This window comes from Arthrobacter sp. LjRoot14 (assembly GCF_964253905.1).
GTDB lineage: Bacteria > Actinomycetota > Actinomycetes > Actinomycetales > Micrococcaceae > Arthrobacter.
In genome coordinates this window covers 491680-513543 of sequence record NZ_CAXURL020000001.1, presented here as the reverse complement: position 1 = coordinate 513543, position 21864 = coordinate 491680, and the positions used below count along the sequence as shown (strand labels likewise).

Sequence of the window (21864 nt, the reverse complement as noted above, 5' to 3'; positions counted from 1 at the left end):
TACGTACACCCGTGGCGGCTTGAAGGGACCCGGCGGTTAGTGGGCGTGGTCCCCGCGGCTGTATTCAAATACCCAGCCAATCAGTGCAACCAGCGCAAATCCTGCACCGATGAAGAGGATCCAAAATCCAATGGCCAGGCCCAGGAACCCGGTTGCCGCGGAGATGCCCAAGGCAACCGGCCACCAGCTCCAGGGGCTGAACTGGCCCTGTTCGCCTGCGCCTTCGTGGATCTCCGCGTCATGACGGTCCTCGGGACGCATCCCTACCCGCCGGCCTGTGTAGCCGAGGTAGCCCCCGATCAGTCCCGCCAGGCCGCCCACCAGCCATAAGGCCAGGAAGCCAACCGGCTCGGTCCAGCCTGTGACAAAGCCATAAACCACCCCCACGGGGACGAAGAATAAGGCCAGGCCTCCGAAAATCCACGATTCGATCTTCATGGCTCCTCCTTCTACGGCGCATTCAAGTCGGGGCTGCCCACACGCGGTTCCCCTGAAACCAACTGTGGCCCTCAGTACGGTCCGGCGTAAGGGACGAAGGACCCCCCTGCGTCAATGCAACGGCAGGACAACCGCGCGCAGCTAGAGTCGGACAATGACTGTGGACGCCACCACGCTGACTGGTTCTGTTCAAATACGGCTGCTTCGGGACTCTGACGCCGGGCGGCTGAGTGCCGCGTACCAGCTGAACCGGGACCACCTCGCCCCTTGGGAGCCGGCCCGGAGCGACGAGTTCTTCACGGCCGCCGGCCAGCGCGCCGTCATCGACTCGAAACTCGCCATGCATGCTGAAGGGCAGGAACTTCCGTTGGTTCTTCTGGCCGGCAGCCGCATTGTCGGCGCGATCACCCTGACGGGCATCGTGCGCGGTCCGTTCCTCAGCGCCAACATGGGCTACTGGGTGGATGAGGAATTCAACGGCCGCGGCATCGGCAGCGCCGCGATTGCCCGTGTCCTGGCTGCCGCAAGGGACGACCTGGGGCTGCACCGGGTCCAGGCGGCCACGCTCAAGCACAACTCCGCGTCCCGGAAAATACTGGGCCGTGCCGGCTTTAGGGAGATCGGCGTGGCACCCTCATACCTTAAGATTGCCGGCGCCTGGCAGGACCATGTCCTGTTCCAACGCCTCCTTGAGTGATTCACTGGAAGATACGACGGCGGTCGCGGCCGGGTGCCCGCCACTCCACGGAGGAATCCACATGCGGAAGATCATCCTGATGGCGTCAGTGTCGGTGGACGGATACTTCGAAGGGCTGGACCGCGACATCAGCTGGAACCTGGTGGACGAGGAACTGCATCAACACTTCAACGATGAGTGCAAGGCGCTGGGCGGGTTCCTGGACGGAAGGATCACCTACGAGTTGATGGCCGGCTACTGGCCCACGGCGGACCAGGATCCAAACAGCACGGCGGTCGAGGTCGAGTTCGCCAGTATCTGGCGCGACATGCCAAAGTTCGTCTTCTCCCGGACCCTCACCGACGCCGGCTGGAACACCACGGTGATGCACGACGTCGTGCCTGAAGAAATCGCGGAACTAAAAGCGCAGCCCGGCGGCGACCTGGCCGTCAGCGGCGCCAATCTGGCCGCCACGTTCATGCGCCTCGGCCTGATCGACGAATACCGGATCTACGTGCACCCCGTAGTCCTGGGCCAAGGCAAGGGCCGGCCGCTGTTCGAGTCTCCGGACGTCCGGCTGAACCTGAAGCTGTTAGGCACGCACACGTTCGGCAACGGAGTGGTTCTCCTCCACTATGAGCGTGGCCAGGACTGAGGAGCACCCTCAGACGAACGCCGACTTCCCTGTCACGCCGCGCGCCACGATCAGTGAGTTGATCTCGTAGCTGCCCTCGTAGGTGTAGAGAATTTCCGCGTCGCCGAAGAGCTTGCCCATCTCGTAGTCGCTGCTGATGCCGTTTCCGCCCATTAGCGACCTGCCCATCGCCACGGAAGCCCGCGCCAACCGGGTGGTGGTGGACTTGGCCATGGCCGCCTGCACCATTTCCAGCTTGCCGTCCTGCTGGACCCGGGCCAACTGCGCCATCAGCGCCAGCGATGCACTGGCGTTGCCCAGTATTTCGGCCAGCTGCTGCTGAATCAGCTGAAAGCGCGCCAGTTCCTTTCCGAACTGTTTCCGTTCCAGGGCATACGCGCGAGCGACGTCAAACGCGGCCAACTGGATCCCCGCGCCTTGCCAGCCCACCCAGGCCCGCGAATCCCGCAGAAGGTCGTTGGCCTTCGAAAAATCCGTGGCGCCCGGCAGGAGGTTCGACTCCGGAATGCGGACCTCGTCGAGAACGATGTCCGCGTTCTGCATGATCCGCAGGCCGATCTTGTTGGAAATCTTCGTGGCGGAGTAGCCGGGGCGGTCCGTCTCCACAATGAAGCCCTTGATCTGCCGGTCCGCCTCGTCCCGCGCCCACACCAGCGCGAAGTCGGCAATAGTCCCGGCGCCGATCCAGCGCTTGGCGCCGTTGATCACCCATTCGCCGCGCTCCAGCCGGGCTGACGTTTCGAGGCCGCCGGCAATGTCCGAACCGTGATCCGGCTCAGTCAGCGCGAAGGCCCCCAGCTGCGTCAAGGCTTTCAGCCCGGGAAGCCAGCGCTGCTTCTGCGCTTCAGAACCGAGCTCGTCGATCATCCCGACGATCAGTTCGTTGTGGATCCCCACCAAGGCGGACAGTGACACGTCGGCACGGGCAACTTCCACATACATCAGGCCCTTGAAGAGCGCCGACGTTCCGTCTGTCTGCAGCCCGCCGAGCCCGTACTTCCCCATCTCAGCCAGCAGGCCAAACGGAAATTCCTCACGGTTCCAGTACTCAATGGAGGCCGCCCGGATGCGGGACTGCAGGAACTCCCGCACTTCCAGGTACCGCGACCGTTCCCCCGCGGGCAGCAAATCCACGATGTACATCAGGTCCGCATCCGGGAACGGCGGCTGCTCCGGAACTGTGGTGGTTTCCCCGCTATCACGTCGTTGTGGCTGCACCGGCACGCATCCCTTCGCTCTTTCCAAACCCTTGGATGTCCTAGTATATTGCACAGTGACATGGATCACTAGGCGAAAGGGCCCCCATGACAGTCACCGACGACTTCCGGGCCGTGAGGGACAGGCTTCTGGCCCTCCACGAGGACTACGACCAGGCACGGGATGAGTTCCAGTGGCCACGTTTCGAAGAATTCAACTTCGCCCTCGACTGGTTCGACCAGATCGCAGCAGACCCCGCCAAAGGCGCAAATCCCGCCCTGGTGATTGTGGAGCAGGACGGCAGCGCCACCCGAAGGAGCTTCGCGGAGCTGGCCGTGCGCTCCAACCAGGTGGCCAACTGGCTCAGGAGCCAGGGCGTCCGCCGCGGCGACCGGATGATCATCATGCTGGGCAATCAGGTGGAACTGTGGGAACTCATGCTGGCCGGCATCAAGCTGGGCATCGTGCTGATTCCCACCACCACCCTGATGGGCCCGGCGGACCTGGCGGACCGGGTGGAACGCGGCGAGGCGGGCTGGGCCGCCGTCGGAAGTTCCAACATCGGCAAGTTTGCCGGCGTTCCCGGCGACTACAAACTGATCGAAGTCGCCGACGGCGGCAACGCCGCCGAAGCTGCCCCCGAAACGACGGCAGGCGCTGCCCGGTACGCGGACGCTGACGGTGCCCCGACAGACTTCACCCCGGACGCACCCACCAAAGCGGACGAAACCTTGCTCCTCTACTTCACGTCCGGGACCACATCCAAAGCCAAGCTCGTGGAGCACACGCACACGTCCTACCCCGTGGGCCACCTGTCCACCATGTTCTGGATCGGGATGGGACCCGGAGATGTCCACCTCAACGTCGCTTCCCCCGGCTGGGCCAAGCACGCCTGGTCCAACGTCTTCACGCCCTGGATCGCCGAGGCCTGCGTGTTCATCTACAACTACAGCCGGTTCGATGCCAAGGCCCTCATGGAACAGATGGACCGCGAGAAGGTGACCAGCTTCTGCGCCCCGCCCACGGTGTGGCGCATGCTGATCCAGGCCGACCTCACCCTGCTCAAGAACCCGCCCACCAAGGTGGTGTCCGCCGGCGAGCCGCTGAACGCCGAGGTGATCGACCAGGTGCACCGCGCCTGGGGCCAGACCATCCGGGACGGCTTTGGCCAGACCGAATCCACCGTGCAGATCGCCAACACGCCCGGCCAGCCGATCAAGATCGGTGCCATGGGCCGGCCCCTGCCCGGTTACGACGTGGTCCTGGTGGACCCGGCAACGGGAGAAGAGGCCGACGACGGCGAGCTGTGCCTCCGCCTCGACCCGCGCCCCGTGGGGCTGATGAAGGCCTACTACGGCGACCCGGAGAAGACCGCCGACGCTTTTCGCGACGGCTACTACCACACGGGCGACATGGCCAGCCGGGACGAACGCGGCATCATCACCTACGTGGGCCGCGGCGACGACGTGTTCAAGTCCTCCGATTACCGGTTGTCCCCGTTCGAGCTGGAAAGCGTCCTGATCGAACACCCGGCGGTGGCCGAGGCCGCCGTCGTTCCCTCCCCCGATGCGCTGAAGCTGTCAGTGCCGAAAGCGTTTGTGGTCCTGGCCGCCGGCCACCAGCCCGGCCCCGAACTTGCCGAAGACATCCTGCGCTACTGCCGCGACCATCTGGCCCCGTTCAAGCGCATCAGGCGGCTGGAATTCGCGGAACTGCCCAAGACCATCTCGGGCAAGATCCGGCGTGTGGAGCTCCGGCACAGCGAGGAGCTGCGGCACGGCGGCGGACCGCTCCCCGAGGGCCTGGGCGTCGAGTACTCGGAGTCGGATTTCCCGGGCTTGAAAAGCTAGGCTGGAGCAACCCACTTGTCAGGAGGTGCCATGGGAAACCCGCTCCCGCGCGATCCCATCGCCGATGCCCAGCGCAACTGGGAAAGGCACGGCTGGGGCGACGTTGCCGCGCCCATGGCTGCCATCACGGCCATCATGCGCACCCAGCAGATTCTGCTGGCCCGGATCGAGGGAGTGCTCAAGCCCTTCGGCCTGACGTTCGCCCGCTACGAACTCCTGGCGCTCCTGAGTTTCGCCCGCAGCGGCGCGCTGCCCATGAACAAGGCAAGCGCGCTCCTGCAGGTCCACCCCACCTCGGTGACAAACGCCGTCGACCGCCTCCAGGACGCAGGCCTGGTGGTCCGCTCCCCGCATCCGACGGACGGCCGTACCACCCTGATCGAGCTCACCGCCGAGGGACGCACCCTGGCCAAAAGTGCGACGGCGGCGCTCAACACTGAGGTGTTCGGCCAGTCCGGCTTCGCCGGCCAGGACGTGGACCAGCTGATCAGGATCCTGGGAAATTTCCGCCGGAACGCCGGCGACTTCGCCGATTGAGGAGAACGCAATGATTCCGGAAATCAACATCTGGGCCGTAGTGCTGGCCACCCTGTCCAGCATGGTGGTGGGCTCGGTCTGGTACACCCCCAGGGTCTTCGGCAACTACTGGATGAGGCTCGCGAAAGTCACGCCCAGCGGGGATGCCAGGGACGCCGTCAAGCCCATCCTGATCACGCTGGTGGTCAGCTTCGTCAGCGCCCTGGTCCTTGCCGGATCGGCGGCCATTTCCCAGCACTTCTACGGCGGAAACTTCCTAGCCAACACCCTGATCACGGCCGTCATCCTGTGGGCCGGCTTCACCGCCGCACGCTTCATCACGCATGACGCTTTCGACGGCCGCCCCGCCGGCCTGACCGTCCTGAACTGTGCGCACGAACTGGTCACGCTGGTGGTCATGGGCCTGATCATCGGGCTCTTCGGCATCAGCGCAGCCTAGCCGGACCGTCGGCGCCCGTTGTGGAGCCCCAAGGAACTGGAGGACGCCGCGACGGCGTATCGTGGCAGTGTCACGGCGTAGCGCGGGCCGTCCCTGGGGGCACGCAGCCGGGACCTGAGTGACGGCCAGCAAGGAGACCACGGATGAAGTTCGACGAGTCGTTCTGGGATGAACGCTACCGCCAGCACGGCTCGGTCTGGAGCCCCAATCCGAACCCGAACCTGCTGGCCGAGGCTGCCGGGCTGCGTCCCGGCTCCGTGCTGGACGTGGGCAGCGGCGAAGGAGCCGATTCGCTGTGGCTGGCACGCCAGGGCTGGCGCGTCACGGCGGTGGACATCTCCTCCGTGGCCCTGGCACGGGCAGCCGAGCGGGCAGCCGAGGACGCTGAAGCTGCCGCGCGAATCACCTGGGTCCATCACGACCTGACCAGTTCCCCGCCGCCATCGGGCACCTTCGACCTGGTGTCCGCGCAATTCATGCACCTGCCCCTGGCCGAGCGGACCGAGCTGTACCACCGGCTGGCAGCGTCCGTGGCACCCGGCGGGACGCTCCTGGTTGTTGGCCACCACCCCTCGGACCTGGAAGTGGGAATCCGAGGCCCCAGCGAGCCCGGCCTGCTCTTCACCCCGGAGGAAATCGCGGGCGGCCTGGATCCGGACGAGTGGGAAATCGACGTCTGCGAAGCCCGGCGGCGGTCCGTGGAGGACGCAGACGGCGGCACCGTCACCGTCACCGATTCAGTGCTCCGCGCCCACCGGCGGGCGCCCCGGCCCTAGGCCGGCCCGGCTCGCCGGCCTACGCATCTCAACAACCAATACTTGACGGCGTCCTATGACGCAGGTTACAGTTTCTCTCGTCAGTTATACGAATAACTGATTCGTATAACCAAGGCCCAAGGAGGTGCCCGTGACTAAGTCCCGACCATCATCAGGTCCCACCATGCACGACGTAGCGGCAGCCGCCGGTGTTTCCCAGGCAACAGTTTCCTTGGTACTGAATTCCGCTTCCGGCTCCCGCTTTTCGGACGAAACCCGGAAGCGCGTGATGGATGCCGTGCAGCAGCTTGGCTATCGCACCAACGCCCACGCCAAGACTCTCCGGGACGGCATTTCGGGCATCATCGGCTTCCTGGGCGACGCCGTTGCCACCGCCCCCTTCGCGGGAAAGATCATCGAGGGGGCACAAGAGCGCGCCTGGGAGGACGGCCTCCTCCTGCTCACCATGAACACAGGTGGCGACAAAGCCCTGGAGGCAGCCTCGCTGGACTCCATGCTGTCTTACAAAGTGGCTGGCGTTGTCTACGCTGGCATGTACCACCGGCGACTCGACGTACCCAAGGCCCTCTCGACAGTCCCTTCGGTCGTGCTGAACTCGCAGGATCGCAAGCTGAGACTTCCCAGCGTTGCGCCGAATGAGGAACTGGGCGGCTACACCGCCACCCGACGCCTTCTCGACGCGGGGCATGAGCGGGTGGCGATGATCAACATCGAAACGCTCGAGAGCGAACTTCCCGCCGCCGTCGGACGCTATAACGGCTATACGAAAGCCATGACCGAAGCCGGACTGTCCGTCCGCCCGGAACTGGTGCGCTTCGGCAGCGGCAATGAGCTGGACGGATTTACCCACACCATGGACCTGATGACGGACGACAACCCGCCGTCGGCCATCTTCTGCGCGAATGACCGCACCGCGTGGGGCGCCTACCAGGCCGCCACCGAGCTGCACCTGTCGATTCCCCGCGATGTATCCATCATCGGCTTCGACAACCAGGAAACCCTGGCCCCGCATCTGCGGCCGGGTCTCACCACCCTTGAGTTGCCCTTCGTGGAAATGGGGCGCCGCGCGGTCGACCTCATCCTGCAGGGCGCCGAGCCGGACGGACGGGTCGAGTTCATGACCTGCCCCCTGATTGAACGGAACTCAGTGACACATCCAAAGGAGAAGCCATGAGCCGCACCTTGGCCCGATCCACGCCGGCACCGCCGCTGGCTCCAACACCCCGGCCCACAAGCAGGAAGCCTCTTCCGCTGCGCCTGAAAAGGGTCGGCAGGGCCTGGCAGTTATACGTATTACTAATTCCGGCGCTGATTTACATCGCCGTCTTCAAGTACTGGCCCATGTACGGGGTGCAGATCGCATTCCGCAACTACAACCCCGTGGACGGTTTTACCGGGAGCCCGTGGGTCGGGCTGCAGCACTTCATACGGTTCATCAACTCCTACCAGTTCAGCCAGGTCGTGGGAAACACGCTCTGGATCGCCGTCCTGGGCCTGCTTGTAGCCTTCCCGATCCCGATCATCCTGGCCCTCCTGGTCAACCAGCTTCAGAGCGAGCGGTTCAAGAAGTTCACCCAGACGGTGCTGTACTCGCCGGCGTTCATCTCCACGGTGGTGGTGGTGGGCATCATGTTCGTCCTGCTTTCCCCGCGTTCCGGGCTGGTGAACAATGCGATCCAGTTGGCGGGAGGTGAACCCGTTTTCTTCATGGGCTCCGCCGAGTGGTTCCGGCCCATCTACGTGATCTCCGATGTCTGGCAAAACGCCGGCTTCGCCATGATTGTCTACCTGGCGGCCCTGTCCGGCATCGACCCCGCCCTGCACGACGCCGCCAAGGTGGACGGCGCCTCCAAACTGCAGCGCATCCGGCACATCGATCTACCGGGCATCATGCCCGTGATCACTGTCCTGTTCATCCTGGCCATCGGCAACCTGCTCAACGTCGGCTTCGAAAAGGCGCTGCTCATGCAGACAAACCTGAACCTGCCGACGTCGGAAATCATCCAGACGTACGTCTACCACGCAGGCCTGCAGCAGGCCCAGTTCAGCTATTCGGCCGCCATCGGCCTGTTCAATTCCGTCCTCAACCTCGTGCTGCTGCTGACCTTCAACTGGGTAGCGCGCCGGGCCAACCAAGCAACCCTGTGGTGATGCCGCTATGACCCTGAACACCAAACCCGTGGCCGTTCCGGCCCCTGCAACCAGGCCCCAACCCGCTAAGCGCACGCAAACGTTCCGCGACAGGTGGGCAGACTCCGCCTTCAACATCGCCGCCGTCACCATCCTGTCGCTGTCCATCATCGCGGTGGTCTACCCGCTGTACTTCATCGTCATCGCATCCATCAGCGATCCGAACGCCGTCTACGAAGGCAAAGTCTGGCTGTTCCCGTCCGGTGTGACCCTGGAGGGATACCAGCGGATCTTCGCGGACAGCCGGATCTGGAACGGCCTGGCCAACACCGTGATCTACACCCTGCTGGGCTCGGCGATCAGCGTGACCACCATCCTGTTCGGCGCCTACGCCCTGTCCCGCAAGGACATGCCGGGGCGGAAGATCCTGATGCTCCTGTTCGTGGTGACCATGTTTTTCGACGGCGGCCTCATCACCAAGTACCTGGTGGTCCGGGACCTCGGCATGCTGGACACGGTCTGGGCGGTTGTCCTGCCCGGCGCCGTGGGCGTGTGGAACCTGATCATCGCCCGGTCCTTCTTCGAAAACACCATCCCCGAAGAACTCCGGGAAGCCGCCCAGATGGACGGCGCCAACGACTTCACGTTCTTCTTCAAGATGGTCCTCCCCCTGTCCAAACCGCTGATCATGCTCATGATCATGGTCCACGTGGTGGCGCACTGGAACTCGTTCTTCGACGCGCTCATCTTCCTGAACGATGACACGAAATACCCGCTGCAGCTGGTGCTCCGGAACATCCTGATCCAGTCGGACGTCTCCTCCGCCGGCACCACCGGTGGAGACATCGAGTCCTACGCCGCGGCGCAGAGAATCGGCGAACTGACCAAGTACGCCATGATCGTCGTCTCAAGCCTGCCGCTGATGATCGCGCTTCCGTTCATGCAGAAGCACTTCACCAAGGGCACCATGATCGGCGCCGTGAAGAGCTGACAGCCCGAAGACCAAAAGCACTATCCGACGCCGGAGCCCCCTTTCGCCGTCACCACACCTCCTCCCCCACCCAGAAAAGGAACGACCCATGGCTACCAGCCGCAAACTCGCCGTCCTCGGCGCCCTAATGGCAGGAACGATGCTGTTCACCGCCTGCTCGGGCAGCTCCAACGGTTCCGCTGCCATCAAAGACTCTTCCGCGGAGTTCGGCTTCCAGGAGACCGGCTTCCCGATCGTCAAGGACACGCTGACGCTCAAGTTCTCCGGAACCAAGTCAGCGCTCGCCCCTGATTACAACACCATGTCCCTGGTGCAGCAGTGGGAAAAGGACACCAACATCCATATTGACTGGGAGAACCTCCCGGAGACGGTGTTCAAGGAAAAGAAAAACCTCATCCTTGCCAGCGGCGACCTGCCCGACGCCTTCTTCAACAGCGGGCTCACCGACGCGGAAATCGCCACCTACTCGGCCAGCGGAACACTGATCCCCCTCGAAGACCTCATTCAGAAGAATGCCCCCAACCTGTCCAAGCTGCTCGCCGAGCGGCCGGACATCAAAGCGGCCATCACCTCCTCCGACGGGCACATCTACTCCCTGCCCTCCATCGAAGAACTGGGACTCGTCCAGTTCCCCAACGAGATGGCGATCAACACCGCGTGGCTGAACAAGCTGGGCATCCCGATGCCCAAGACCGTGGACGAACTGCATGATGCCCTGCTCGCCTTCAAGACCAAGGACGCGTCAGGCACCGGTAAAACCATCCCGCTGAGCTTCATGCCCGGCTCCTGGTGCGGTGACATCGTTGACCTCGTCGCCGCCTTGGGCGGAGTCCCGGACAACATGGACCACAGGATCGTCCAGGACGGCAAGGTCATCTACACCGCCACCCAGGACGGCTACAAAAAGGCCCTCCAGACCCTGCATACCTGGTATCAGGAAGGCCTGATCGATCCCGAATCGTTCTCCCAGGATGACAAGGCCTACCTGGCCAAGGGCAAGGCCAGCACCGAAAACCTGGGCTCCTTCGTCTGGTGGGAAGTCAAGGAAATGGTCGGCGCCGACCGCGCCGGCGACTACAAACTGCTCCCCGTACTTGAGGGCGTGGACGGCAAGCGGCTCGCCAGCCAGTCCAACAACCAGGAAATCGCCCGCGGCGCCTTCGCTGTGACCCGAACCAACAAATACCCTGCCGCCACCATCCGCTGGGCAGACAACCTGTACGATCCCATCCAGTCCGCCCAGGCCAACTGGGGCCCCATCGGTGAAACCCTGCAGAAGGACCCCGCCACCGGGCTGCTGACCCAGATACCCGCGGCCGCGGGAACCAGTGAAGGCGAACGCCGCCAGAAGGTTGCCCCGGGCGGCCCGAAGGCCAACACCGCGGAGAACTTCGAGAAGGTCGTGGCACCCGAGCCGCGCGCGGCCGAGCGGCAGAAGACCGTCGAGGAGAACTACAAGCCTTTCGCAGCCAACGACGGCTACCCCCCGGTGGCACTGTCCAACGAGGAAGTCCAGCAGATCAGCACCATCGAGACGGACGTGGCCGCTATCGTCAAGCAGACCACGGCGAAATGGATCGTCTCCGGCGGCATCGAGGCGGAGTGGGACGGCTACGTCTCGCAGCTGAAGAACATCGGCCTGGACAAGATGGTGGACGTCTACCAGCAGGCCTACGACAGGTACCAGAAGAACTCCTGACCGTCCCGCATCCCAGCCGCCGGGCACGGACTTCCGTGCCCGGCGGCTCCATCAGCCTGCCCGGCCCCCACACTTCCCGCGGCAGCTCCACGAAACGAGACCCTGACCCATGAACACCGCCACGCCCACCCTTGGGGCCTACCGGCCGGCGATGCACTACGCCTGCAAGGACACCTGGCTCAACGACCCCAACGGTTTGGTCTTCCACGACGGCATTTACCACCTGTACTACCAGAACAACCCGTTCGGGAACGTCCACAGCAACATGTCCTGGGGCCACGCCACATCCACGGACCTGGTGAACTGGGACGAACAGCCGGTGGCCATCCCGTGCGACGAAACAGAGGAAATCTTCTCCGGCAGCATCGTGGTGGACCAGGACAACACCGCCGGCTTCGGCCTGTCAGGAACAACCCCGCTGGTTGCCGTCTACACCAGCGCCTACAAGGCGGGTTCGGCACACGAGGGCATGCAGGCCCAGTCCATCGCATGGAGCACCGACGGCGGATACACCTGGACCAAGTACTCTGGCAACCCGGTCCTCACCAGGAACTCGCCGGAATTCCGCGACCCCAAGGTCTTCCGCTACGACGGCCCCGCCGGAAGCTACTGGGTGATGGCAGCTGTCGAAGCCCACGACTACGCGGTGCTGCTCTACCGCTCCGACGACCTTAAGAACTGGGAATACCTCAGCACCTTCGGCCCGGCCAACGGCACCGGCGGCATCTGGGAGTGCCCGGACCTCTTTGAACTGCCAGTGGACGGAGATGCAGGAAACACCAGGTGGGTCCTGACCGTGAACATGAACCCCGGCGGACCCAACGGAGGATCAGCAGGGCAGTACTTCGTGGGAGAGTTCGACGGCGTGACGTTCACCTCCGGGACGACCGTCACGGAGGGCATGCAGGATCCGGAGCGCGTGGGTGACTACCACTGGCTCGATTGGGGCCGGGACTACTACGCGGCTGTGTCCTTCAGCAATGTCCCCGGCGGCCGCCGGCTTATGATCGGCTGGATGAACAACTGGCAGTATGCCAACCACATCCCCACTTCACCCTGGCGCAGCCCCATGAGCCTGGTGCGCGAAGTGTCCCTCGCCTCGATTCACGGTGAACCCCGGCTCATCCAGCAGCCAGCACCGGAATGCACTGCAGGTTCCGTTACCGGACCGGCCAGGAGCCTGCCCTTGAACGGCATGGTGGCGGTCGACGGCGGCACGCCGGTTCAGCTGATCGAGGCCACCTTTACGCCGGGGACAGCAAGCGAGTTCGGTTTGGTGGTCTGCGGCTCCGGGAGCGGTTCATCGGGGACCCGGATCAGCATCAGCCCCGGCAGCGGACAACTCATGCTGGACCGAACCAACTCCGGCGACACCGGCTTCCACGAGGCCTTCCCGTCCATCAGCACGGCACCACTTCAGGCAGACGCTGGGACCTACTCCCTGCGGATCTTCGTGGACCACTGCTCGGTCGAAGTCTTCGCCCAGGGCGGACTCGTGACACTTACTGAGCTGATATTCCCGGATCCGGTGCACACCGGCATTACGGTGTTCTCCACCGGGGGAACGGCGGAAGCTTCCCTGCAGCTCACGGACCTGGCATGACCGCGCATCCCGACGATTACCCCGCCGCATCAGCTCCTGACGTCCTGGTGGTCGGTGAGTCCCTGGTGGACATCGTCTCCACTACAAACGGGACGACGGAACATCCCGGCGGATCGCCGGCAAACGTCGCCTATGGCCTCGGGTGCTTGGGCGTGGACACCACGCTCTTGACGTCCATTGGCGGGGACCGGCGCGGCGTCGTGGTTGAAAATCACCTCGCCCGCGCCGGTGTCCGGGTCCTGCCCGGCTCCCGGCATCCCGGGCGCACCGCCACAGCCACTGCCACTCTCACCGCCGAAGGGTCGGCCCGGTACGACTTCGACATCCGCTGGGAACTTCCCACAGCCGCGCCAATCGTCCTCCCCCGAATTATTCATACGGGCTCCATTGCAACCTTCCTGGCTCCGGGGGCAACGGCGGTTAGGGCACTCCTGGAACAGTCACGGCCGGAATGCATGATCACGTACGACCCCAACATCCGGCCGGAACTCCTGGGCACCCAGGCTGAGGCCCGCTCGATGTTCGAAGATCTGGTTCCTTTGACGAACGTGATCAAACTCAGCAATGAGGACGCCATGTGGCTCTACCCCGGGCACAGTTTCGATGACGTGGCCTCCCGGATTCTCAAGCTGGGAGCGGAAATGGTCGCCATGACCCTCGGCCCTGGCGGGTCCCTGCTGGCGACCCGAACCGCCAAGCTGTTTATCCCGGCCATCAAGTGCGTGGTGGAAGACACCATCGGCGCCGGCGACTCGTACATGGCGGCACTCATCTACGGGCTGCTCACCGGCGGGACAGACGGCCTGGCGCCCTCACAGCTCACAACAATTGGCCATACAGCGGCGATGGCTGCGGCCATCACCGTGGGCCGGGCGGGTGCGAGTCCGCCGACAGCCGAGGAACTGGACGCTGCGCTGACGACACATGCCTCCAGTGCCGGCATAGCCGGTATGGCGCTTCCTTTCGCGGCTGGTGACGGGGCCCCTAACGGTGCTTGAACTCGGGCTGGCGCTTCTCCGTGAAGGCGGCCATGCCTTCCTTCTGGTCATCGGTGGCGAACAGCGAGTGGAAGAGGCGCCGTTCGAAAAGCACCCCCTGGGCCAGCCCGGTTTCAAACGCGGCGTTGACGGACTCCTTGGCCACCATGGCCGCCGACTTCGACTTGGACGCAATCACCTCGGCCACTTTCACGGCCTCGTCCACCACGTCAGCGGCTGGCACCACCCTGGACACCAGGCCGGCACGCTCGGCCTCCTCCGCGTCCATGAACCGCCCGGTGAGGATCAGGTCCATGGCCTTGGCCTTGCCCACGGCCCGGGTGAGCCGCTGCGATCCGCCCATGCCCGGCAGTACGCCCAGGTTGATCTCGGGCTGGCCGAACTTGGCGTTGTCCCCGGCGATAATGAAATCGCACATCATGGCCAGTTCGCAGCCGCCGCCCAGGGCAAAGCCCGAGACAGCCGCCACCACCGGAATGCGGAGCCGGGTGAAATCCTCCCAGCCGCGGAACCAGTCCGCGGCGTACATGTCCATGTAGCCCTGGGCCGCCATCTCCTTGATGTCCGCGCCGGCGGCAAACGCCTTGCCGGACCCGGTGACCACCACGGCGCCCACTCCAGGATCCGAGTCCATGGCCGTGACGGCAGCAACGAGTTCGTCCATGGTGGCCTTGTTCAGCGCGTTCAGTGCTTCCGGGCGGTTGAGCGTCACCAGCCCCACGCGTCCGCGCTGTTCCACCAGAATGTTCCCGTACTGTTCCGCCATGCCTGACTCCTCACGTGGTTCTGCTTCAAAAGTAGTGCTGCCCAAAAACTGCCTAGTGCGCGGACTTGTCCCGAATATCCGTGATGATGCCGGAGAAGTCCCGGCCTGCGCCGCCCTCAGCCGCAAACGTATCGTAGATCTCCGACGCCAGCGGCCCCATCCGGGCGGCCACCCCCGTGCTTTGCAGCGCGTTGAGGGCCAGTTTGAGGTCCTTCGCCATCAGCGCCCCGGCGAAGCCCGGCTGGTAGTCGCGGTTGGCCGGACTGGTGGGCACCGGCCCCGGAACCGGGCAGTTGGTGGTGAGCGCCCAACACTGTCCCGATGCCGCGGAGGCAACATCGAACAGCGCCTGGTGGGTCAGCCCCAGCTTCTCGCCCAGCACGAAGGCTTCGCTCACCGCGATCATGGAGATGCCCAGGATCAGGTTGTTGCAAACCTTGGCGGCCTGGCCCGCACCGTGGCCGCCGCAGTGGACCACGCGCTTACCCATCACTTCCAGCAGCGGCCGGACGGATTCGAAGTCCCCGGGCAGGGCGCCCGCCATGAAGGTCAGGGTGCCGGCTTCGGCCCCCACCACACCGCCGGAGACGGGCGCATCAACGGCCCGGTGGCCGGCGGCCACCGCGAGTGCGGACGCTTCGCGGGCCTCGTCCACGTTGATGGTGGAGCAGTCCAGGAACATGGTGTCCGGCCCGGCCACGTCCAGCAGTCCCGGCCGTCCGTCCGTTCCTCGGTAGGCGTCCAGGACGTGCTGTCCGCTGGGGAACATGGTCAGCACCACGTCGGCTCCGGCAACGGCTTCGGCGGGCGTCGCCACGGTGGGTACGCCATGCTCGCGGGCCGCGTCCAGCGCTGCGGGCACCACATCGAATCCCGCCACCGTGTACCCGGCCTTGACCAGATTGACGGCCATGGGCCCGCCCATGTGTCCCAGCCCGAGGAACGCGACGTGTTCCTTTTTCCCGGATCCTGATTGTTCAGACATTGCGGGCCTCCTTGGATTGCAGGTTGAGCTCCCGGTCCCCCAGCGGCTCAAAGAACCTCTCGACGTCGGCGGTGGAAACCTCATGCAGGCTGGCCGGCTTCCACTGCGGGTTCCGGTCCTTGTCCACCACCTGCGCACGGATGCCTTCGCGGAAATCCGCACCGGCCAGGAACCGCAGGCCGACGCGGTACTCCTCGGCGAGGACTTCCGCCAGGCTCAGGCCGCGCGCGCGGCGGAGTGATGCCAGCGCAACTTTCACAGAGGTGGGCGACTTCGACTCGATGGTGTCCGCCGCGCCGGACGCCTCACCGGCAGCTTCCCCGGCAAACGTGCGGAGCCTGCGGAGGATGTCCTCGGCGTCGTCGCTGGCGTAGCAGGAATCGATCCAGTCGCGCTGCCCGGCCAGCACCGATGCCGGCGGCGTCTCCGCGAAGCGTCCGACGGCGGCCTCCGCCGTTTCGGTTTCCAGCGCCGCTGCCAGCGCGGGCAGGTTTTTGGACGCCACGAAGTGGTCCGCCAGGCCCAGGAAGAGGGCATCCGCGCCGCTCAGGTGGGCGCCGGTCAAGGCCGCATGGGTGCCCGCCTCCCCCGGCGAGCGGGACAGCAACAGGGTGCCGCCGACGTCGGGCACAAAACCGATGGTGGTCTCCGGCATGCCGGTGCGGGTGCGCTCGGTGACTATCCGCACGGAACCGTGCGCCGAGATCCCCACGCCGCCACCGAGCACCAGGCCGTCCATGAAGGCCACATACGGCTTGGGATACCCGGCGATCAGCGCGTTCAGCCTGTATTCGGTGCGCCAGAAGTCCGCGGTGGCCTCACCGCCCGTCAGCATGTCCTCGTAGATGGCCACGATGTCGCCGCCGGCGCACAAGCCCCGCTCCCCGGCGCCGTGCACCAGGACGGTGGCCACGCCGTCGTCGTCCGCCCATGCGGTGAGTTGCTCCAGCATGGCCGCGGCCATGCCGGCGGTGAGCGCATTCACTGCCCTGGGCCGGTTCAGCGTGATGACGCCGAGGCGCCCGCGCCGTTCAAACAGGACTTCATCAGCGGGCGTCTCGTGGGGGCCCGCTGAGGTGGTTTCTGCGGTCATCAGCTGCCTTCCGGCATCACGTAGCTGGCGCCCTGGCGGATGCCGGAGGGCCAGCGGGTGGTCACGGTCTTGGTCTTGGTGTAGAAACGGAACGCGTCGGCTCCGTGCTGGTTCAGGTCCCCGAAGCCGGAGGCCTTCCAGCCGCCGAACGTGTAGTAGGCGATGGGCACCGGGATGGGCACGTTGATGCCCACCATACCCACCTGCACCCGGCTGGCGAAGTCACGGGCAGCGTCGCCGTCGCGGGTGAAGATGGCCACGCCGTTGCCGAACTCGTGCTCGCTGCAGAGCCGGAGGGCTTCGGCGTAGTCCGCTGCGCGGAGGACGCTGAGCACCGGGCCGAAGATCTCCTCCTTGTAGATTTTCATGTCCTTGGTGACGTTGTCGAAGAGCGTGGGGCCAACCCAGAACCCGCCGTCGTAGCCGTCCACGGTGAGGCCGCGGCCGTCCGCCACGAGGGTGGCCCCCTGGTCCACGCCGGACTGGATGTAGCCCTCGATCCGCTCCTTGGCGGACGCCGCCACCACTGGCCCGAAGTCCGAGTCCTTGTCCAGGCTGTGCCCCACCTTCAGGTGCTTGACCCGTTCCTCCAGCTTGGAGACGAGGGCGTCGGCCGTTTCCTTACCCACCGGTACTGCCACGGAGATGGCCATGCAGCGTTCGCCGGCGGAGCCGTAGCCTGCCCCCATCAGCGCGTCAACGGCCATGTCCAGGTCCGCGTCCGGCATGATCACCATGTGGTTCTTGGCCCCGCCGAAGCACTGGGCGCGCTTGCCGTGCGCAGCCGCAGTGGCGTAGATGTACTGGGCGATCGGGGTGGATCCCACAAAGCCGATGGCTTTGACCCGATCGTCCTCGAGCAGCGCATCCACTGCTTCCTTGTCCCCGTTGACCACATTGAACACCCCGTCGGGGACGCCTGCCTCGGTGAAGAGTTCGGCGAGGCGCAGCGGCACGGAGGGGTCACGCTCCGAGGGCTTGAGGATGAAGGCGTTACCCGCGGCCAAGGCAGGTCCGGACTTCCACAAAGGGATCATTGCTGGGAAGTTGAACGGCGTAATGCCGGCCACCACGCCCAGCGGCTGGCGCAGCGAATGCACGTCGATTCCGGTCCCGGCGTTGTCCGAGAACTCGCCCTTGAGCAGGTGCGGGGCGCCGGCGGCGAACTCCACCACCTCGATGCCGCGCTGGATGTCCCCCTTGGCATCGGGGAGCGTCTTGCCATGTTCTGAGGAAAGCAGCGCGGCGAGTTCGTCCAGGTGCTCGTTCACCAGGTCCACGAACTTCAGCAGGATCCGGCCGCGGCGCTGGGGATTCATGGCGCCCCACTCCACCTGGGCTTTCTCCGCGCTGGCAATGGCATTGCGGACTTCGTCGGCGCTGGCCAGCGGCAGCCTGGCCTGCACCTCGCCGGTGCAGGGATCGTAGACGTCTCCGAAGCGCCCGGAGACGCCGTCGACCCGTTGTCCGTCTATGTAATGGGAAAGCTCGCGAACCATGGCGGAATGCTCCTTTGCATGTGACCTACATCATCCTGCTGCTGAATATACTCGGACTTCCTACTAAATTCCAGACCGCCGGGCTGGCACTAAAAGGCGCCACGCCGCCGTCGTACTCCTGCCGATCCCCTATCGCCGACGCTGTCGTGGGGCACTTTGAGGCGCATTCGCCGCAGAGAAGCCCCAACCAGCGGCGTGTCCGCGCCAATGTGCCCCGTTTTGGCCGGCAGCCACCACGGTGGTTGCGGGGCGAGCCTGCCGCCGCACTCCTGCCGGTCCGCTATGCCCGCCGCCCAAGTTCGGTAAGTTAGGAACTGTGAAGATTGCTACCTGGAATGTGAACTCCCTCCGTGCCCGAGCCGACCGCGTGGAAGCCTGGCTCGAGCGCAGCGACTGTGACGTCCTGGCCATCCAGGAAACCAAGTGCAAGGACGACAATTTCCCCTGGGAACTCTTTGAGCGCGTGGGCTACGAAGTGGCCCACTTCGGCGTGAACCAGTGGAACGGCGTGGCCATCGTCTCCCGCGTCGGCCTTGAAGACGTGGAACGCTCCTTCGTGGACCAGCCGGTGTTCGGCAAGAACGGCAAGGACCCCATCCAGGAGGCCCGCGCCATCGGTGCCACGTGCGGCGGCGTCCGGGTGTGGAGCCTCTACGTTCCCAACGGCCGGGCCCTCGACGACGAACACATGCCGTACAAGCTCAGCTGGCTGGACATGCTGAAGACCCATGCCCAGACCTGGGTCACTGAAAACCCCGAGGCCCAGATCGCATTGATGGGCGACTGGAACATCGCCCCGCAGGACGACGACGTCTGGGACATCGACTTCTTCCGCGCCAACGCCATGACCCACGTCAGCGAACCCGAGCGCGCCGCCTTCCACGCCTTCGAGGACGCTGGGTTCCAGGACGTGGTGCGCCCGCACACTCCGGGCCCGGGCGTCTACACCTACTGGGACTACACGCAGCTCCGCTTCCCCAAGAAGGAAGGCATGCGGATCGACTTCGTCCTCGCTTCCCCCGCCCTCGCCGCCCGCGTAACGGGCGCCTCGATCGACCGCGAGGAACGCAAGGGCAAGGGCGCGTCGGACCACGCGCCGGTCATCGTGGAGCTGGCCGACTGATGGGGCCGCTATGACCGGCAACATCTACCGGGGCCAGGCAGGCCTGCCCTTCTCCTCCGCGCTGCGGATCTACGAGCCGCTGTCCGCGTTCCCCGAAGAGCAGCGCGCCGCACTCCGCGCCGCAGGCGCCAGGTCCGCGTCCCGCGCAGCCGTGGAGAATGCCGAGTTGCAGGCGTCCCTGGGCCGGATCACGCGGCCCGGCGGCGACCCCTTCCCCACCGGGCGCACCGACCTGGTCCGGGTCATTCCGGCTCCCCCGGAACCAGAGCAGCCGCGCACGCAGAAGCCGGCCGTCGGCCCCGACGAGGCCGGAACGCCCGACGCCGGAGGGCCGGGTGACGCCGTTGCCGGCGCCGACAGCCCGGAACCGGCGTTGTTGTACTGCCCCAGCCAGCTGGTGCTGCGCGCCGGCCTCGCCGCCAACGCCCTGATGGAGGGCATCCACGGTCCGCTCGCGCAGCTGCTGATCCCGGAGGAACAGCGGGACAAGCACCAGGAACGGATCGACCTGGTGAAGGCCCGCGAAGGAACCAGCCGCGTGCACACGCGTGCATCCACCTGGGGCATACCCTTCAGCTGGTTCTCGCTGTTTAAGGAGTCCGATCGCCAGGACGTAGTGGAGTCCGGCGGACGGATCATTACGGTCCGCGTGTGGGCGCCGATCGGCGAAGCCCTGGAACGCGTCCGCTATGCCGTGGCCAACCTGGCCCTGGCCGCCCCGGACCTGGACATGCTGGACGACATGACCCAGCTCACCGAGTGGCTGGAACTCTTCCACCCAGGGTCAGTCGTGGAGCTGGACTACGGCGCCGTTGCGGACAAGGTGTATCCGGACGATTCCCCCATGGACGTGCGGCTCGGCATCGAATGCCTGGCCGAAGGAGACATGACCGGCGCTGCGGCGGCCTACCGCCGGTTGGCCTCGCGCTGGATTCCCATCAGGCAGCTCGCGCGCGCATCCTAAGCCGTCCGGGCTAGTCCGCCGGAACTAAGCCTGCCTGTGGGACGGGGGCGGCGCCGTCGTCCTTCTGACGATGAGCTGGTGGGGCGCCACTTCCGAATGGACGGCACCGACGGCGCCGTCCAGTTCGTCCAGCAGCATCTTGGTGCCGAGTTCAGCCTGCTCGTCCGGCCGCTGCCGCACGGTGGTCAGTCCCATGGCATCCGAAAAATCGTGGTCATCGATTCCGATGACGGACAGTTCCTCCGGCACGCGGACACCCATTTTGTTGGCTTCGAAAATGACGCCCATGGCCATCTCGTCCGAAGCACAGAAGATCGCAGTGGGCTTCGGGCCGGGCCGGGCCCACATCCGGGTGAATGCATCCTGCCCGCTCCGGACCGTGAAGTCGCCCCACTCGTCCCACTCCGGACGGACAGGCAGCCCGGATCCGGCCATGACGTCCTGGAACGCCTTGATGCGGACGCGGGGAACATCGAAGTTGAGGTCGGTTTCGTCGTCGCCGTGAAGTAGCGCGATGTCCTTGTGGCCGAGGCTGATCAGGTGCCGGACGGCGGTGGACGCCGCGGCATAGTCGTCGATGCCGATGTAGGGGCACTCTTCCACGTGGCCGCCCACCACCACCAGGGGGATGTCGATCTTCTGCAGATGCTCTATTTCCTCGTGGGTCAGAGCCATACACAGCACCAGGAGGGCATCGATCTGCTTATAGACCATGGTCTTGCTGAAGAGCCGCTCACGGTTGCTGCCGTGGCCGCCCAGGTTGAACAGCGACAGGTTGTACTGGCGCGCATGCAGTTCACGGTCCGCGCCCTCGATGGCCTTGGAGAAAAACCATCGGCTGACGAATGGTGCCAGCACCCCGATGGTTTTGGTCCGTCCCGTCGCCAGGCCCGAGGCGGATGAGGATGCCACATAACCCAAGGCGCCGGCCACCTCGAGAATCTTTTCCCGGGTGGCCGGCGAAACCCTGGGCAGGCCTCGGACTGCGCGCGAGACTGTGGCTGTAGAAACCCCGGCTGCGGCGGCGACGTCCTCAATGCTGACGCCGGAATGGCCGCCCCGTTGAGCCCTGTCTGTTGTGCGTGCCACAGTTTCCCCTTGCTAGCTGTTCGCAGATTCTTGCTACCTGTGCTTCCCCTGCGGCAACAAGCCAGTCTAATCCGCCCAGCCTTGAGCTCTGGATCAGCTCCTATTTCTTACGCGTAGCGGTCCTGGCGGGCAGGCGCCGTCGGAGCCGCACCATGCCGTAGAGGGCAAGAAGCACGCCCAGCAGTCCCAAGGCCCATCCGACCGCCGGCTGGGCGGTCACCTCCATCCAGACGGTGACCACCACCAGCACAACAGCCCAGAACCCGAGGAATCCGATGATGATGTCGAAGTCCTCCCCGGACCGGGCCCGCCGATGCTCACTGCGGACCCGTCCGTGGTTCTGTTGCCCGTCCACA

The 21864-nt window shown here is 65.2% G+C and carries 22 protein-coding genes; 14 read left to right on the top strand and 8 right to left on the bottom strand.

Going from position 1 to position 21864, the window contains the following annotated elements; translation table 11 throughout:
* Positions 1–36: 36 nt before the first annotated feature.
* Entirely contained in the window at positions 37–438 is a 402-nt protein-coding gene (locus tag ACSQ12_RS02440; RefSeq protein WP_436064186.1) for a cytochrome c oxidase subunit 4, read from the bottom strand.
* A 154-nt stretch (positions 439–592) separates the two neighbouring features.
* On the opposite strand from ACSQ12_RS02440, the gene ACSQ12_RS02435 reads away from it, so the two are divergent.
* Entirely contained in the window at positions 593–1135 is a 543-nt protein-coding gene (locus ACSQ12_RS02435) for a GNAT family N-acetyltransferase (RefSeq protein ID WP_436064185.1), read from the top strand.
* Positions 1136–1196: 61 nt separating this feature from the next.
* Positions 1197–1769, top strand: a complete 573-nt coding sequence (locus tag ACSQ12_RS02430; protein WP_436064184.1) for a dihydrofolate reductase family protein — start codon at positions 1197–1199, stop codon at positions 1767–1769.
* Positions 1770–1778: 9 nt separating this feature from the next.
* Here the strand turns inward: ACSQ12_RS02430 and ACSQ12_RS02425 are convergent, their stop codons facing one another.
* Positions 1779–2912 carry an acyl-CoA dehydrogenase family protein gene (locus ACSQ12_RS02425; protein ID WP_436066916.1) on the bottom strand — a complete coding sequence of 378 codons (1134 nt, stop codon included), beginning with the start codon at positions 2910–2912 and terminating at the stop codon, positions 1779–1781.
* A gap of 161 nt (positions 2913–3073) precedes the next feature.
* Between ACSQ12_RS02425 and ACSQ12_RS02420 the strand changes: the two genes are divergently transcribed.
* From ACSQ12_RS02420 to ACSQ12_RS02375, 10 genes are all read left to right on the top strand, one after another.
* Positions 3074–4816 (top strand): AMP-binding protein, encoded by a 1743-nt coding sequence (locus tag ACSQ12_RS02420; protein WP_436064183.1) that lies wholly within the window; start codon positions 3074–3076, stop codon positions 4814–4816.
* A 30-nt stretch (positions 4817–4846) separates the two neighbouring features.
* Entirely contained in the window at positions 4847–5353 is a 507-nt protein-coding gene (locus tag ACSQ12_RS02415; RefSeq protein ID WP_209747764.1) for a MarR family winged helix-turn-helix transcriptional regulator, read from the top strand.
* A 10-nt stretch (positions 5354–5363) separates the two neighbouring features.
* Complete coding sequence (locus ACSQ12_RS02410) at positions 5364–5792, top strand: DUF1761 domain-containing protein (RefSeq protein WP_436064182.1); 429 nt, start codon at positions 5364–5366, stop codon at positions 5790–5792.
* A gap of 143 nt (positions 5793–5935) precedes the next feature.
* Complete coding sequence (locus ACSQ12_RS02405) at positions 5936–6568, top strand: class I SAM-dependent methyltransferase (protein WP_436064181.1); 633 nt, start codon at positions 5936–5938, stop codon at positions 6566–6568.
* 130 nt (positions 6569–6698) lie between these two features.
* On the top strand, positions 6699–7742 hold the full coding sequence (locus ACSQ12_RS02400; protein WP_436064180.1) for a LacI family DNA-binding transcriptional regulator: 1044 nt from the start codon (positions 6699–6701) through the stop codon (positions 7740–7742).
* Complete coding sequence (locus tag ACSQ12_RS02395) at positions 7739–8719, top strand: ABC transporter permease (protein WP_390249678.1); 981 nt, start codon at positions 7739–7741, stop codon at positions 8717–8719. Before ACSQ12_RS02400 ends, ACSQ12_RS02395 begins: the two co-directional genes overlap by 4 nt.
* Before the next feature lie 7 nt (positions 8720–8726).
* Positions 8727–9689 (top strand): carbohydrate ABC transporter permease, encoded by a 963-nt coding sequence (locus ACSQ12_RS02390; RefSeq protein ID WP_436064179.1) that lies wholly within the window; start codon positions 8727–8729, stop codon positions 9687–9689.
* Positions 9690–9777: 88 nt separating this feature from the next.
* Entirely contained in the window at positions 9778–11388 is a 1611-nt protein-coding gene (locus tag ACSQ12_RS02385) for an ABC transporter substrate-binding protein (RefSeq protein ID WP_436064178.1), read from the top strand.
* Positions 11389–11497: 109 nt separating this feature from the next.
* Complete coding sequence (locus tag ACSQ12_RS02380; protein ID WP_436064177.1) at positions 11498–12991, top strand: glycoside hydrolase family 32 protein; 1494 nt, start codon at positions 11498–11500, stop codon at positions 12989–12991.
* Entirely contained in the window at positions 12988–13989 is a 1002-nt protein-coding gene (locus ACSQ12_RS02375) for a PfkB family carbohydrate kinase (RefSeq protein WP_436064176.1), read from the top strand. Before ACSQ12_RS02380 ends, ACSQ12_RS02375 begins: the two co-directional genes overlap by 4 nt.
* On the opposite strand, the gene ACSQ12_RS02370 is transcribed toward ACSQ12_RS02375, so the two are convergent.
* From ACSQ12_RS02370 to ACSQ12_RS02355, 4 genes are read right to left on the bottom strand one after another with little or no spacing between them, the layout of a single operon-like run.
* Positions 13976–14755, bottom strand: a complete 780-nt coding sequence (locus ACSQ12_RS02370) for an enoyl-CoA hydratase (protein ID WP_436064175.1) — start codon at positions 14753–14755, stop codon at positions 13976–13978. The genes ACSQ12_RS02375 and ACSQ12_RS02370 overlap by 14 nt on opposite strands.
* A 52-nt stretch (positions 14756–14807) precedes the next feature.
* A complete protein-coding gene (mmsB, locus tag ACSQ12_RS02365; RefSeq protein WP_209747772.1) occupies positions 14808–15740 on the bottom strand; it encodes a 3-hydroxyisobutyrate dehydrogenase in 933 nt (310 codons plus the stop codon).
* Entirely contained in the window at positions 15733–16833 is a 1101-nt protein-coding gene (locus tag ACSQ12_RS02360) for an enoyl-CoA hydratase/isomerase family protein (RefSeq protein WP_436064174.1), read from the bottom strand. The genes mmsB and ACSQ12_RS02360 overlap by 8 nt, the downstream gene beginning before the upstream one ends.
* Entirely contained in the window at positions 16833–18332 is a 1500-nt protein-coding gene (locus ACSQ12_RS02355) for a CoA-acylating methylmalonate-semialdehyde dehydrogenase (RefSeq protein WP_436064173.1), read from the bottom strand. The genes ACSQ12_RS02360 and ACSQ12_RS02355 overlap by 1 nt, the downstream gene beginning before the upstream one ends.
* 316 nt (positions 18333–18648) lie before the next feature.
* On the opposite strand from ACSQ12_RS02355, the gene ACSQ12_RS02350 reads away from it, so the two are divergent.
* On the top strand, positions 18649–19455 hold the full coding sequence (locus ACSQ12_RS02350) for an exodeoxyribonuclease III (RefSeq protein ID WP_436064172.1): 807 nt from the start codon (positions 18649–18651) through the stop codon (positions 19453–19455).
* A 10-nt stretch (positions 19456–19465) separates the two neighbouring features.
* Positions 19466–20419, top strand: a complete 954-nt coding sequence (locus ACSQ12_RS02345) for a hypothetical protein (protein WP_436064171.1) — start codon at positions 19466–19468, stop codon at positions 20417–20419.
* Positions 20420–20443: 24 nt separating this feature from the next.
* Here ACSQ12_RS02345 and ACSQ12_RS02340 read toward each other — a convergent pair whose 3' ends face one another.
* Both ACSQ12_RS02340 and ACSQ12_RS02335 read right to left on the bottom strand, forming a co-directional pair.
* Positions 20444–21508 (bottom strand): LacI family DNA-binding transcriptional regulator, encoded by a 1065-nt coding sequence (locus ACSQ12_RS02340; RefSeq protein ID WP_209747781.1) that lies wholly within the window; start codon positions 21506–21508, stop codon positions 20444–20446.
* Between the two features lie 100 nt (positions 21509–21608).
* Entirely contained in the window at positions 21609–21863 is a 255-nt protein-coding gene (locus ACSQ12_RS02335) for a hypothetical protein (RefSeq protein ID WP_436064170.1), read from the bottom strand.
* Position 21864: the final 1 nt, after the last annotated feature.

Coding starts and splice junctions, on each gene's coding strand:
- ACSQ12_RS02440 (WP_436064186.1), bottom strand. CDS start 438: ATGAAGATCGAATCGTGGATTTTCGGAGGCCTGGCCTTATTCTTCGTC.
- ACSQ12_RS02435 (WP_436064185.1), top strand. CDS start 593: ATGACTGTGGACGCCACCACGCTGACTGGTTCTGTTCAAATACGGCTG.
- ACSQ12_RS02430 (WP_436064184.1), top strand. CDS start 1,197: ATGCGGAAGATCATCCTGATGGCGTCAGTGTCGGTGGACGGATACTTC.
- ACSQ12_RS02425 (WP_436066916.1), bottom strand. CDS start 2,912: ATGTACATCGTGGATTTGCTGCCCGCGGGGGAACGGTCGCGGTACCTG.
- ACSQ12_RS02420 (WP_436064183.1), top strand. CDS start 3,074: ATGACAGTCACCGACGACTTCCGGGCCGTGAGGGACAGGCTTCTGGCC.
- ACSQ12_RS02415 (WP_209747764.1), top strand. CDS start 4,847: ATGGGAAACCCGCTCCCGCGCGATCCCATCGCCGATGCCCAGCGCAAC.
- ACSQ12_RS02410 (WP_436064182.1), top strand. CDS start 5,364: ATGATTCCGGAAATCAACATCTGGGCCGTAGTGCTGGCCACCCTGTCC.
- ACSQ12_RS02405 (WP_436064181.1), top strand. CDS start 5,936: ATGAAGTTCGACGAGTCGTTCTGGGATGAACGCTACCGCCAGCACGGC.
- ACSQ12_RS02395 (WP_390249678.1), top strand. CDS start 7,739: ATGAGCCGCACCTTGGCCCGATCCACGCCGGCACCGCCGCTGGCTCCA.
- ACSQ12_RS02390 (WP_436064179.1), top strand. CDS start 8,727: ATGACCCTGAACACCAAACCCGTGGCCGTTCCGGCCCCTGCAACCAGG.
- ACSQ12_RS02385 (WP_436064178.1), top strand. CDS start 9,778: ATGGCTACCAGCCGCAAACTCGCCGTCCTCGGCGCCCTAATGGCAGGA.
- ACSQ12_RS02380 (WP_436064177.1), top strand. CDS start 11,498: ATGAACACCGCCACGCCCACCCTTGGGGCCTACCGGCCGGCGATGCAC.
- ACSQ12_RS02375 (WP_436064176.1), top strand. CDS start 12,988: ATGACCGCGCATCCCGACGATTACCCCGCCGCATCAGCTCCTGACGTC.
- ACSQ12_RS02370 (WP_436064175.1), bottom strand. CDS start 14,755: ATGGCGGAACAGTACGGGAACATTCTGGTGGAACAGCGCGGACGCGTG.
- mmsB (WP_209747772.1), bottom strand. CDS start 15,740: ATGTCTGAACAATCAGGATCCGGGAAAAAGGAACACGTCGCGTTCCTC.
- ACSQ12_RS02360 (WP_436064174.1), bottom strand. CDS start 16,833: ATGACCGCAGAAACCACCTCAGCGGGCCCCCACGAGACGCCCGCTGAT.
- ACSQ12_RS02355 (WP_436064173.1), bottom strand. CDS start 18,332: ATGGTTCGCGAGCTTTCCCATTACATAGACGGACAACGGGTCGACGGC.
- ACSQ12_RS02345 (WP_436064171.1), top strand. CDS start 19,466: ATGACCGGCAACATCTACCGGGGCCAGGCAGGCCTGCCCTTCTCCTCC.